This window comes from Photobacterium pectinilyticum, from assembly GCF_024357955.1.
GTDB classification, from domain to species: domain Bacteria; phylum Pseudomonadota; class Gammaproteobacteria; order Enterobacterales; family Vibrionaceae; genus Photobacterium; species Photobacterium pectinilyticum.
The window spans coordinates 17,096-28,921 of the sequence record NZ_JANEYT010000031.1; the positions used below are offsets into that span (position 1 = coordinate 17,096).

Below are 11,826 nucleotides of genomic sequence, written 5' to 3' on the forward strand. Positions count from 1 at the left end.
ACCTTCTTATTGGGCGTAATCACTGGTTGCGATTGGCACCGTGTCAGCAAGAATCAACTGACACGATGTTTATTGGTATATCGTTGCTTGTTTGGTTATGAATTTTTTAACCAAACATCAGCATTGCCAAGACCTTTCTTTTTACGTTTTTTCTTACCCGTACCTTCCGGTTTTGCCATCGGCTTATTGGCTTCTAGCATCTCTTGGGTAATGGTTTCATCGAGTTCAAATCCTTCTACCTGTTCACGATCAAGGCGGATCTTGTTCTTCTTTTCGATAACTTTGAAGTGATGAAAATCTTCATAATCAATCAATGATAAAGCTAAGCCAACTTCACCAGCGCGACCACTACGACCAATCCGGTGCATATAGTCGGATGGGCTTCTAGGTAGATCAAAGTTAATCACTACCGGCAACTTTTCGATATCTAAACCACGGGCGGCGATATCTGTTGCAATTAAGACATCAATTTCACCTGACTTAAACGCTTCCAGTATACGCGTGCGGTAGCCCTGCCCTTTGTCACCATGAAAGACTTCAGCTTCAATCCCACGCTTATACAGTTTATCGGCTAGGTGCTCACAACTGTTCTTGGCATTGACGAATACGAGTGCCTGTCGCCATTGATGCTGTTTGATCAAATGCGCTAATACTGCTGTTTTTTCGCCTTTATTGACGTTAAAAACACGCTGTACAACAGTGCTGGCATCATCACTTTGTAGCTGTATTTCAATAGGGTCAGTAAGCAGCTCTTGAGTTAACGTCTGTACTTGCTCTGGGAACGTAGCGGAAAACAGCAGTGTCTGCTTTTGTTTTGGCAATTTTCCCAGCAATTCAGATAGCTCATCTGTAAAGCCAAGGCTTAGCATTCGGTCGGCTTCATCAAGCACTAAGGTCTTTACCTTATCGAGCTTAATCGCATTACTTGACATTAAATCGAGCAAGCGGCCCGGCGTAGCAACCAAAATATCGGTACCGCCACGTAGCGCAAGCATTTGAGTATTTGCCGATACACCGCCAAAAACAGCCACGGTTTTAACTGCCCCGTTAAAATGCACAGCGTATGACTTAACACTGTCAGCCACCTGCTTAGCCAGTTCACGCGTCGGCACCAAAATCAGCCCAGTAACATAGTTACCTTGGCTGCTCTTTGGGTTCTCTCTGTTTTTTTGCGTAAAGAGATCCTGCAACATTGGCAGTGCAAACGCCGCCGTTTTACCCGACCCCGTATTGGCACCTGCAATCAAGTCACGGCCTGCTAACACACTTGGAATAACTTGCGTTTGAATCGGTGTAGGCTGTTGGTACTCCAGCTCTGTTAATCGAGCTAACAAAGGTTGGATGAGGGCAAGTTCAGCAAAGCTGGCTGGCGTTTTGGCAGTAGTCATTGGGTAATAAAAGCTCTAGCAAAAATATTGGCGTGCATCTTAGCCTATTTGAGCCCTGCGAAGTAGCACAACGATAAGTTTAGCCACGCTGATACCTGTTTATCACATTCTCTATGGTCATTATTCCAAACATGATTTTCCTGACAAATGACTCCGAGCTGCCAACGAAATAGAAATTTGGATGCCGAGACCATATCTTTTGTAAGGCAATATCAAGCTGAGCAGCTTTTTCAGAAGACTCACTTCTCACCGGATTATTGCTGCTGATATCGTGCCCCGTGGCACCCGCAGATTCAAAAAAGATAACCGCATCATAGCGGGCGATTTCCTCTTCGAAGGTCGAGTTAACCTCCTTGAAAAAATCACTTTCCGTTCCCGGCCAATAAGCTAAGCCATCAAGTGATCCCCGATCGCACACTAGTAACCTATCTGGAAAGTGTGCTTTATTGATATCTTCCAAGTTTTTCTGCAATTGGAAAATTGTTTTCTGGATCATTTTAAGTACTAGTTCATCTTCTGATCGTGTTATCCCGCCAGAAAAAAGCACCGTGGCAGCTTCAGGAACAACAGCAATTTGTTTGCCGAGCTCCCGACGGAAAAGATCCAAGGCCGTCGTTTTCCCACCTCCCGGACCACCAGTGATCACCACTTTCAACTGTTGTTTCATTATAGGCTCTAACTCGTTGGCTTTATCTAAATAGCTTAGTCAATAGGTCCAAATCATGTTCTAACCTTGTGGTGACCAATTACAGAAATGGAGCCCGGCAGTGACCGGGCTGTATTATCTAATGATCATTCTAAGTCTTTACTATGGAAAAGGGCCTGCCCTTTTTTATTCACATCTGACCAGAAATTGATATTGAACTGAGCATCATCACTCATTTCGATACGGTGCCAGTATTGCGGTGGGCTTGTTGCGAATTGCCCAGCATTGATGACAACCTTGACCTCTGGCTCAGTCGCTTCACTGTTGGCAAAGCCATAATAAGTGACCCTCCCTTCCATTACACACAGCTGACCAAATACACCTGCGGCCGTATTATGGTGACTGAGCAGTGCTGCCGGCACGGTTTCCTTGGTAAAGAAAGGCGTTGAACGCTGTACTGTCCAATGTGCAGGAATACGTTGATGGCTCATGGTAACCTCCAATTCAATTCTGAATCGATTAATTGATGTTTAACTGTTTAATTCTTTCAACAATGGGAATCCGTTAGGAAGGTGCTGCTGAGTAACGACATAACCCGTTAACTGCCCTTGCTCATTGCGGGCCCGCACCGTGCTTCCCAGCTTATTGACATCTATTTGCCAATTTAGCTCTTCGTTGATATCTGGAAGTACAGTTTGACCTGCAAGTTGAATTGGAAAATCAGGTGTTTTTACTTTCACCATCATAACGGGTAATACCAACGGTGTAGGCTGTCCCAATATTGTTTTGGCAAGCGCATTGGCACCTAATAATGCAGGTTGCAGATACGCCAGCACCTTGCCATTTATCTCTGCACAGTCGCCTATCGCAAACACATCAGGCGCAGATGTAGCTAGCTGATCGTTTACAACAATTCCTTTTCCGACCTTAATACCCGCGCTGGCTGCCAGCTGAATATTGGGTTTAAGTCCTGCCGCAGAGACCACTGCATCGACCTCTATCCGCTTTCCTGAGCTCAGTTCTACCTCCATGGGGCCATGTAGGGTCTTTGACAGTTTCTCAACCTTGTCAGATAGAAAGAACGTTGTTCGTTGCGAGGCCATGACTCGTTCGAGCTTCAAAGCAATATACTCGGGTAACTGATTAGCCATCAATATTTGGCAAGGATCAATCACCGACACAGTTTTACCACTGCTAGCAAAGTCCATCGCCAGCTCAGTACCAATCAATCCCCCCCCGATAACCGCGATATGTTTGGCTTGCTGCAATACATTCTGGGCGTCGGTATATTCAGATAAACTGTTGAGCGTCAATACACTATCTACACCGTCACCGCGCATAGGGGGAATGAACGCACGAGCACCTGTCGCGAGAACAAGTTTGTCATAATCGTATTGCAGTCCATTTGCCACGATGCACTTTTGCACGGTATCAATTACTTCAACAAAACAGTGGGTATGCAGTTCCACTTGGTATTCTGCAGAAAAATCTGAGCTACGCATCCGGATCAGATCACTCGCTGTTTGCTTTTTTGAACATGCATGACTCAAATCCGGCTTGTTATAGTCATGCCCTTCATCTGACGTAAACACATGGATAGGCAAAGCCTTATCCTGGCGGCGAATAGCTTTTACCAATTGGTAAGCGGCAAAGCCGCTACCTATGATCACCAGTGGTTTAATCATTATTTATGCCCCTTTCACCGGTTCAAACACGTCTTTGCCAAGACCGCATTCAGGGCATAAAAAGCTCTCGGGTACATCTGACCAGCAAGTACCGATGTCGATCCCTTGGTTCACTTCACCAATGGCGGGGTCATAAACCCAATTACACACCGTACAAAGCATTTTCTGGGTATCTGTTGGTGACAGAGCCTCACTGGTAGCTACTGAGCCTATGGTTGGCTGACTTGCTACGCTTGGCTCTGCATTCTGAACTGGCGCAGCATCAAAACATTCAACAGTACTTTGCTTAGACACTTGCAGATTAGAAACTGGTGCAGAAGCTTCTGCTAAAGGCAAAGCCTTCAGTGTCCATTGTTTGGCAATCATGCGACCATGTTCACGGCATTTAAGCATCATTTTGCCGTCTGGCTTCCATTTTGCTTTCAGGCCAAGGGTTGTTTCAAAACCAGCATCGGTCAAGCGTGAATGAATTCGGTCAACCGCACCACCATTCCAGCCATAGCTACCAAATGCTCCCGCTTTTTTATTCTTAAAGCGAAGCCCTGTGATTTCTTCCAGCATGCCTGCGACTTTTGGCATCATGACATTATTCATGGTCGACGAACCCACCAAGATCCCTTTAGAACGGAATACGCTGGCCAAAATATCATTCTTATCTTGGCGAGAGACATTGAAAACCTTCACTGCCACGCTCGGATCTACATCGTGAATACCTTGAGCAATCGCATCGGCCATCATTCGCGTATTATTCGACATAGTGTCGTAGAAAATAGTGATGCGATCTTCTTGGTAGTTATCCGCCCACTCTAGGTACTGATGAATAATTTGAGTTGGGTTATCACGCCATACGATGCCGTGCGAGGTCGCAATCATGTCCACTGGAACATTAAAGCTCAGCACTTCGTGAATTTTTGCCGTTACTAATCCGCTAAACGGAGTAAGAATATTGGAGTAATAGCGCAGACACTGATCCATCAGTTCATTTTGATCCACTTCATCGTTAAACAAACGCTCATCGCAATAATGCTGACCGAATGCATCGTTACTAAATAATACTGCATCACCAGTTAGGTAAGTCATCATGCTATCCGGCCAGTGCAGCATAGGCGCTTCAATGAAGATCAGTTGCTTCCCATTACCAATGTCCAACGAATCGCCAGTCTTAACAACTTGGAAATTCCATTCCGGGTGATGATGGTGGCCAACGATAGAGTCAACGGCATTTTCAGTACAGTAGATTGGCGTATTAGGAATGCGTGCCATCAAATCAGAAAGAGCACCGGAGTGATCTTCTTCTGCATGGTTAATGACAATATAGTCAATCTCTTCTAGATTGACTTCCATCTCTAGATTTTGAATAAACTGATGGCTAAATCGGTGGTCGACAGTATCAATGAGAACAGTTTTTTCTTCACGGATAAGATAGCTGTTATAACTGGTACCTTTGGTCATCTTGTATTCTGTGCCATGGAAGTCCTGCACTTCCCAGTCGCGTTGGCCTACCCAGTGAATGTTGTTTTTAACGTGAATTGTCATCTTGATACCTTACTCAATGCTATGGGCGCTACATGACGCCCTCAATCTGACTAAGGTAAAGCACTGGCCGTGCCAACTTTTTATCATGTTGATAAATAATGAATTTATTTTCAACAACAAACAAAACTGTCATTATGACAATTAATAATCACTGTCAAATAGACAGTATCATGTCATAATGACAACATCACAGTTCGTCAAAGAGGCGACAATGCTTAATACACCGAAAGAATTAACCCAACTCGCTTTGGATCTGACTCAGGGCATTTCTAGCCAAGACCGATTTGATCGCCTACTCACTGTCATCAAATCCCTTTTTGGGTGCGATTCATCGGCCCTGCTTGCTTTTCGCGAACAACATTTCTCCCCGCTTGCGATCAATGGCCTGTATGAAGAAGTACTGGGCCGGCAATTCGATATCAACGACCATCCTCGCCTTGAGGCCATTGCCAGAGCAGGAGATATCGTCCGTTTTCCCCATGACAGTGATCTGCCCGACCCGTATGACGGTCTGATTCCGAGCCATCAAGGCAACCTACATGTGCATGCCTGTATCGGCTTACCCCTGATTGCAGATGAAACCTTGATCGGAGCATTGACCATCGATGGGTTTGATCCTCACCAGTTCGACTTGTTTAGTGATGAAGAGTTACGCATTATCAGCGCCCTTGCTGCTGCAAGTTTACATACCGCCTTGTTGATGGAGCAGTTAGAAAGCCAAGCTTTCACCATGCCAGAATCTCACGGACAGGCCGCAATCCAAGCAGGAAAATCAGCCCAGTCAGGAAAGGTAGAGATGATAGGTAAATCGAAAGTGATGGATGAGCTGAGAAGCCATATTCAAGCCGTCGCCGCAACAGAGCTTTCTGTATTGATCTCCGGTGAGACTGGGGTGGGTAAAGAGCTGATCGCCGCTTCATTACATCAATTGTCCCACAGAAGTCAGCAACCATTGATCTACCTTAATTGCGCCGCACTGCCTGAGTCAGTTGCCGAAAGTGAGTTATTCGGGCACGTTAAAGGGGCTTTTACCGGCGCAATCAGTGACCGAAAAGGCAAGTTCGAAATGGCCGATGGCGGCACTCTGTTTCTTGATGAAGTTGGTGAGTTACCCCTATCCCTCCAGGCAAAGCTGCTGCGGGTATTACAATATGGCGACTTACAACGGGTCGGTGATGATAGTGTATTGAAAGTAAACACCCGCATTGTGGCGGCAACGAACCGCCAACTTCATGAAGAAGTCAAAGAAGGCAAGTTCAGAGCAGATCTGTACCACCGTTTGAGTGTCTTTCCTATCATGGCACCGCCTTTGAGGGAACGGGGAAATGACATTATTTTGCTAGCCGGTTTCTTCATTGAACGCTGTAAAGGCAAACTGGGGATCAAGTCGATGCGACTAAGTAGTGAGGCTGTTGCGCAAATCTCTGCCTATAGGTGGCCAGGTAATGTCCGAGAGCTTGAGCATGCAATCAATCGTGCTTCTGTTGTAGCTAGAGCGGAATCAACCCACTTAGACTTCATAGAGCTGCAACCTCAGCACTTCGAACTCATACATACTCCGCAAGAACTTTCGAAGGAAACACTTTCAGAAGGGGTATCTTCACACCATGACAAAATACAAGGCCCAATATCGATCGATACCAATATTGGGCTTAAAGATGCGACTACCCGCTTCCAATACCAATTTATTGAAGATTGTTACCAGCGGAACAATCAAAACTGGGCAGCAACCGCCAGAGAGCTCGATCTGGATGCGGGTAATCTCCACCGCTTGGCAAAACGGTTAGGGCTTAAATGAAAAAGGCCCCTTTCGGGGCCTTCTTCAAAGAGCATCTAAGAGTCACTCTCTTGCATATCCATTATTATAATGGCGAACATCTGGCACAATATTATGCTTATTAAGCAATCGGTACATTGTCGCTCTTGAAACACCAAGGTCTTTTGCTGCTGAAGCAACTTGTCCACGATGAGTCTCAAGGACTGCAACCAACACATCTTTTTCTGCCTCGTCCTTAATGTTACGAAGGCTTTGTTTGAGGTTTGACTTACTTGGTAGGTCAAAGTGTTCAGCTTTCACTTCATTGCCCTCAGCAAGCAAGGCCGCACGTTTTACCTGATTAATGAGCTCTCGCACGTTACCTGGCCAGCTATATCGTAATAGTAGCTGCTTAGAGTCTTCAGAGAACGATGACGCCATAGTGCTATATTCACGCGCAAATTTGGTCAAGAAGGTTTCAGCAAGTAAGAAGATGTCAGAACCACGCTCACGCAATGTTGGGACTTTAATATGGAAGACATTCAGGCGATAGAATAACTCTTTACTAAATTGCCCGTTCGTTACCTCGGCTTCTAAATCGGCACTGGTGGAAGCAATGATACGCACATCCCCAGAGACTTCACCTTCCAAACTCTCACAGCTAGGTGCTTGCAGATACATGAGAAGGGCTTCTTGTAACTCCTTGGATAATTCATCAACATTATCCAGCATGAGTGTGCCATTAAACGGTGTGCCGTCTTCCTGACGATAGCTGCCATCAAGCAAGGCCATGTTATCGTCATCCTGACTCAAAGCTGCGCAGTTTAGCGCAATAAACGGGGTATTTTTTCGCTTGGAAAGATTGTGGATAGACTTTGCAATCAATTCTTTACCTGTTCCATTTTCCCCAGTAAGGAAAACGTTCACTTCTGTCATGGCAACACGTCGCACCATATCACGTAGTTGCTTGATTGATTTTGACTCACCATACAACCCCATATCATGCTGCGAAGTGATCTCCACCCATGAACTTGCCTCAATCTCAAGCATACCAAGTTGGTGTCCAATCGTGCTCAACATGTGGCTACTTGGAATTGGCACTGTGAAATAATCAACACAGAAGTTATTAATAAACTGGCAGATAGCATCCGTTTTAAGCTGATCCTTTTTAATGATGGCTATCCATTTAACTTGCTTAGTTTTATTTGCCCTCAGTGAAATACTATTTAAGCTAAAATCATTATTACTTAAATCAACAACACATATACATGGGCTGTATTCTTCCAAGATTGAATCAACCGTACGTAGATCATAACAACAGTGGGTTTTCCATCCAGATTGTTCTAAAAGCGCAATCCATGGTTCGTAGTTACATCCAAGTGCTACTAAACGACCATCTATTGATTTATTTTGACTTTGAGTCACCATCGAAGTCACCTTCTATCAACTTATATTTATTGTGTTTGTAATAAAAATATAGGTGACATTTTTGTGTTGTGATGCGTTTCAAATATAAGAAATTGCACCAAGTGAATTTCATTCGTAGGAAACATACACTAATTGCTAAACATATCAATAGGTTATAAAAGCTAAAATGATAAGAAAAAAATTGAACTTTTTATCAAAAACGACTGTGTGACAAGAAATAAAAAAAAGCATTGTTAAGAAAACAATGCTTTTAATGACAAAAAAGTACCAAACATCAAATTTTTAGTGCAGACGGTTTAGTATCCGTTATGCAAAATTGAGTTCTCCAAGCGACTATTAAATAGGTTCTGCCTATTGAATCCAGCGATATCGGCTTCGATATCCAGTACCGTCTCAGTTTTAATCGCAGTATTATCCGCAGAATTTTGTACAACAGTACCAATGACGTCTTTGGTAGAACCAAGATTAGCAATATTATTATCACCCACACTAATAACCTTTAAGGGGTCATCATAATCATAGGTCCGGGCACCATCATGACTCGTCAAGATACCATTACTAATAGTGAAATCAGCTACATGGGTACTTAATACCGTTTCACCATTAATCTCTGTCGTAACAGACAGACCAATGTTGATAATATTATCGTTGACCGAGACAAAACCACCTCGTAGCGAAGACATTTCTTCATCAGACAACGTGGTCAAACCTAAATCATCAATAGTAAGGAAACCAATAGATGCATGGGTAATAAGAGCAGAACCTCCTATTGCCGAAGCAACAATTAACCGTGTTAACCTTTTCATACTAGCCTCTAATAATCATTACTACCAGGCAGAGTAATACTAAACGTTGATAGTGAGTCTCTTACAACAGCCTCTGACACGGGAGATGGGTTATATATATTATAATTATCTGCGGTGATAAAACTTCCCCGACCCTGCTCGACTCTATTTTTCACCAGCAAAACTGTTCCCTTGTAGACTTGTTTAAAATCAGCAATAGGAATGAGCAATGTCCCTCTAGATGGGTCACCCAAAATTACATTCTTTTCATTCATTCCCTTGATCACAACGAAGTGCATGTATCCATCAAAGTTAACGATAGTAATTGCCGGAATACGTAAATCATGAAATTTTTCTAGAGGTATATTATAGCCATTAGCATCAAGACCAACAGATTCAAGGTAGGATTTCATGTCTAACATCGAAAAACCCTGCTTTTCTATTTGATCTTTATCTCCATGCTCGAACATAAATTCGAATATGGTGTTTTCTTGAGATTCGATATCGTAATGATAAGTCAGCAATGATGCTACCGCCGCAGAGCCACAGCTAAAATCATATTGCTGCCTAAAAACATCACCAAATAGCTGCTCCTGATAACTTTTTACTTCCACATTAAATCCTCCCCGGCTGGGGAAATAATCTAATGCTTGGATGCTTGATGATGCTAATACGCTGATAAGCATGACAATTGACTTTTTCATACACTAACGCCTATCAAACTCTAAAAATTACAATACTTTAAATTAAATAAAGCAAGAAAGGGCCTTTCGGCCCTTAAATCTTAGTATGAGCCACCACCGCCAGGTAGGCTAGCTCCACCTGAGCCAACAAGCGCTGCGTTTGTGCTTGTAGTTTGTTGTACCATTGAGTTGTTACCCACGTTTTGACCTGCAATGTTGATACCAGAAGCCTGCTGGTAACCACCGTATAAGGTGTTAGCATGGTCAACTACCACATGTGTTGCATTCTGGCCCTTACAGCATGCACCACCATAAGTTACTGTGTTACCCATTACCGCACCGTCGATGGTTGATTCTGCAAGCAACTCATCTAGCTCATAATGACCCGTTTCTTTGATTGACCAGTCATTTTCAGAGTTGTTTTCTAGGACAACCTCATGGGTATTACCAACGTTTTTCATGATCAACTTATCATCATCTGTCTCAGCATAATAATTGTCAGTATAGGTTTTTTTATAGTTCAAGTCGGCATCAAGTGTAACTACGTCGTTGAAGCTACCTTCGATAGTAACGTCATCGTAGTCGTCGTAGCCGCCACCGTACCCACCGCCATATCCGCCGCCATATCCGCCATCCGCGAAGGCCATTGGTGATGCGACTAGTGCTGCTAAAAGCATAATTTTAGTTTTACGCATGATAATACTCCAAATTTGTAATAGTTTTATTCAAATCCATTTGAGAAAATTAATCTCACATAATTATTCTTTGTAACCTTAAACCAGAAGCTTTGATTGTTACGCCCTGCGAAACCAATAATATTTTATTGTTTATTGGTTGCTGACACCTAAATGTCAGCATAGATAGACTAACAATTACTTCAATGTCAGGTTTATCACGGTTGCATTCTGAATTAATACATTACTACCGGTGTTTTGTACGATATTATACACGCCAGATGAATTACTTAATGCGCCGCCATCAAGTATGTTATTCCCTGTTGTATTGTTATACGCACTATTACCTGTAACATCGCCATACATTTCTGAACTAGCCTGAAGTGTATCAGTTTCGAGCTCATATTCTCCACCTCGAGAATGAGTCATAAATTCTTCAGATAACTGTTCAGAATTTGCTAGAATATCCAACTCTTCAGCAGCTGCTGCACTATAAGATATAAATGCGACCACCATCAGTGTTAAATATTTCATGACATCCTCCTGAGAGCTGCAAAGCAGCTCTCAGTTATGTATTAATTACCAGCCAATACCGCATTGGTGCTAGCACTCTGCTGAACCAAAGAGTTATTACCCGCATTTTGGCCCGCAATATTGATACCTGATGCGCCTACGAAAGCACCGCTCATGTCATTAGTATGATTTACAGTCAGTGTTGACGCCTGGCTTGGTCCATAACCGTAACCACCTTTACCACCACAACAATCACCACCACCGTACTCAACTTCAGAGTAGGTAACATAACCATGAAGCTCGGATTTCGCTACGTGGTAAGTATGTAGCTCTTTAATATCAATTTCCGTGCTGTAGTCATTCAGGCTATTGTCTGTCCACTCTTTCTTGTAGGTATTATTGACGTTTTTCATTTTCAGAGTATCGTCATCAGAGTAATATTTATGGTCAACGCTATACTCTTTATCTACATCGAGGGTAAGGGTCTTATCAATGTCATCATTGTATGAGTCGGTAATTGTTTTATCATTACCGTCATCATATGATGGGTAATAAGGGTTGTAAGGTTGTTGGTAATCATTCGCTAGCGCAAGCGGAGAGCTAACAACTGCTACTAAAAGTGCGATATGTGTTTTACGCATGGTCATACTCCAAATATATTTAGTAGTTATTTTCTTATAATCACTCGCCGTGTTTGCGAGATAACTTAACTATAGTGCTGACCAAAAAAGT

At 43.2% G+C, this 11,826-nt stretch carries 12 protein-coding genes; 1 reads left to right on the forward strand and 11 read right to left on the reverse strand.

What is annotated here, in order from left to right:
• Positions 1 to 95: 95 nt before the first annotated feature.
• From NHN17_RS14115 to norV, 5 genes are all read right to left on the reverse strand, one after another.
• Positions 96 to 1,388: a DEAD/DEAH box helicase gene (locus tag NHN17_RS14115; protein WP_255043210.1), complete on the reverse strand. Its 1,293-nt coding sequence runs from the start codon at positions 1,386 to 1,388 to the stop codon at positions 96 to 98.
• Positions 1,389 to 1,467: 79 nt separating this feature from the next.
• Positions 1,468 to 2,055, reverse strand: coding sequence for an AAA family ATPase (locus NHN17_RS14120; protein ID WP_255043211.1), 588 nt, complete (start codon positions 2,053 to 2,055; stop codon positions 1,468 to 1,470).
• A gap of 125 nt (positions 2,056 to 2,180) precedes the next feature.
• A complete protein-coding gene (locus NHN17_RS14125; RefSeq protein WP_255043212.1) occupies positions 2,181 to 2,525 on the reverse strand; it encodes a TehB family protein in 345 nt (114 codons plus the stop codon).
• Between the two features lie 39 nt (positions 2,526 to 2,564).
• The gene (norW, locus tag NHN17_RS14130; RefSeq protein ID WP_255043213.1) at positions 2,565 to 3,719 is read right to left on the reverse strand and encodes an NADH:flavorubredoxin reductase NorW; all 1,155 of its coding nucleotides are present in this window, start codon (positions 3,717 to 3,719) and stop codon (positions 2,565 to 2,567) included.
• 3 nt (positions 3,720 to 3,722) lie between these two features.
• A complete protein-coding gene (norV, locus tag NHN17_RS14135) occupies positions 3,723 to 5,255 on the reverse strand; it encodes an anaerobic nitric oxide reductase flavorubredoxin (protein WP_255043214.1) in 1,533 nt (510 codons plus the stop codon).
• Positions 5,256 to 5,466: 211 nt separating this feature from the next.
• On the opposite strand from norV, the gene norR reads away from it, so the two are divergent.
• The gene (gene norR / locus NHN17_RS14140; protein WP_255043244.1) at positions 5,467 to 7,053 is read left to right on the forward strand and encodes a nitric oxide reductase transcriptional regulator NorR; all 1,587 of its coding nucleotides are present in this window, start codon (positions 5,467 to 5,469) and stop codon (positions 7,051 to 7,053) included.
• Between the two features lie 42 nt (positions 7,054 to 7,095).
• On the opposite strand, the gene NHN17_RS14145 is transcribed toward norR, so the two are convergent.
• The 6 genes from NHN17_RS14145 to NHN17_RS14170 form a co-directional block, all read right to left on the reverse strand.
• Positions 7,096 to 8,439, reverse strand: a complete 1,344-nt coding sequence (locus tag NHN17_RS14145) for a sigma-54-dependent transcriptional regulator (RefSeq protein ID WP_255043215.1) — start codon at positions 8,437 to 8,439, stop codon at positions 7,096 to 7,098.
• A 296-nt stretch (positions 8,440 to 8,735) separates the two neighbouring features.
• A complete protein-coding gene (locus NHN17_RS14150; protein ID WP_255043217.1) occupies positions 8,736 to 9,245 on the reverse strand; it encodes a hypothetical protein in 510 nt (169 codons plus the stop codon).
• Between the two features lie 8 nt (positions 9,246 to 9,253).
• Positions 9,254 to 9,928, reverse strand: a complete 675-nt coding sequence (locus NHN17_RS14155) for a C39 family peptidase (RefSeq protein WP_255043218.1) — start codon at positions 9,926 to 9,928, stop codon at positions 9,254 to 9,256.
• Between the two features lie 80 nt (positions 9,929 to 10,008).
• On the reverse strand, positions 10,009 to 10,602 hold the full coding sequence (locus tag NHN17_RS14160; protein WP_255043219.1) for a hypothetical protein: 594 nt from the start codon (positions 10,600 to 10,602) through the stop codon (positions 10,009 to 10,011).
• A gap of 177 nt (positions 10,603 to 10,779) precedes the next feature.
• Positions 10,780 to 11,115, reverse strand: a complete 336-nt coding sequence (locus NHN17_RS14165) for a carbon storage regulator (protein ID WP_255043220.1) — start codon at positions 11,113 to 11,115, stop codon at positions 10,780 to 10,782.
• A gap of 41 nt (positions 11,116 to 11,156) precedes the next feature.
• Positions 11,157 to 11,735: a hypothetical protein gene (locus NHN17_RS14170; protein WP_255043221.1), complete on the reverse strand. Its 579-nt coding sequence runs from the start codon at positions 11,733 to 11,735 to the stop codon at positions 11,157 to 11,159.
• Between the last annotated feature and the right edge of the window lie 91 nt (positions 11,736 to 11,826).

What these genes read in the sequence shown, in the direction of transcription:
- NHN17_RS14115 (WP_255043210.1), bottom strand. Translation starts at nt 1,388, where the DNA reads ATGACTACTGCCAAAACGCCAGCCAGCTTTGCTGAACTTGCCCTCATC.
- NHN17_RS14120 (WP_255043211.1), bottom strand. Translation starts at nt 2,055, where the DNA reads ATGAAACAACAGTTGAAAGTGGTGATCACTGGTGGTCCGGGAGGTGGG.
- NHN17_RS14125 (WP_255043212.1), bottom strand. Translation starts at nt 2,525, where the DNA reads ATGAGCCATCAACGTATTCCTGCACATTGGACAGTACAGCGTTCAACG.
- norW (WP_255043213.1), bottom strand. Translation starts at nt 3,719, where the DNA reads ATGATTAAACCACTGGTGATCATAGGTAGCGGCTTTGCCGCTTACCAA.
- norV (WP_255043214.1), bottom strand. Translation starts at nt 5,255, where the DNA reads ATGACAATTCACGTTAAAAACAACATTCACTGGGTAGGCCAACGCGAC.
- norR (WP_255043244.1), top strand. Translation starts at nt 5,467, where the DNA reads ATGCTTAATACACCGAAAGAATTAACCCAACTCGCTTTGGATCTGACT.
- NHN17_RS14145 (WP_255043215.1), bottom strand. Translation starts at nt 8,439, where the DNA reads ATGGTGACTCAAAGTCAAAATAAATCAATAGATGGTCGTTTAGTAGCA.
- NHN17_RS14150 (WP_255043217.1), bottom strand. Translation starts at nt 9,245, where the DNA reads ATGAAAAGGTTAACACGGTTAATTGTTGCTTCGGCAATAGGAGGTTCT.
- NHN17_RS14155 (WP_255043218.1), bottom strand. Translation starts at nt 9,928, where the DNA reads ATGAAAAAGTCAATTGTCATGCTTATCAGCGTATTAGCATCATCAAGC.
- NHN17_RS14160 (WP_255043219.1), bottom strand. Translation starts at nt 10,602, where the DNA reads ATGCGTAAAACTAAAATTATGCTTTTAGCAGCACTAGTCGCATCACCA.
- NHN17_RS14165 (WP_255043220.1), bottom strand. Translation starts at nt 11,115, where the DNA reads ATGAAATATTTAACACTGATGGTGGTCGCATTTATATCTTATAGTGCA.
- NHN17_RS14170 (WP_255043221.1), bottom strand. Translation starts at nt 11,735, where the DNA reads ATGCGTAAAACACATATCGCACTTTTAGTAGCAGTTGTTAGCTCTCCG.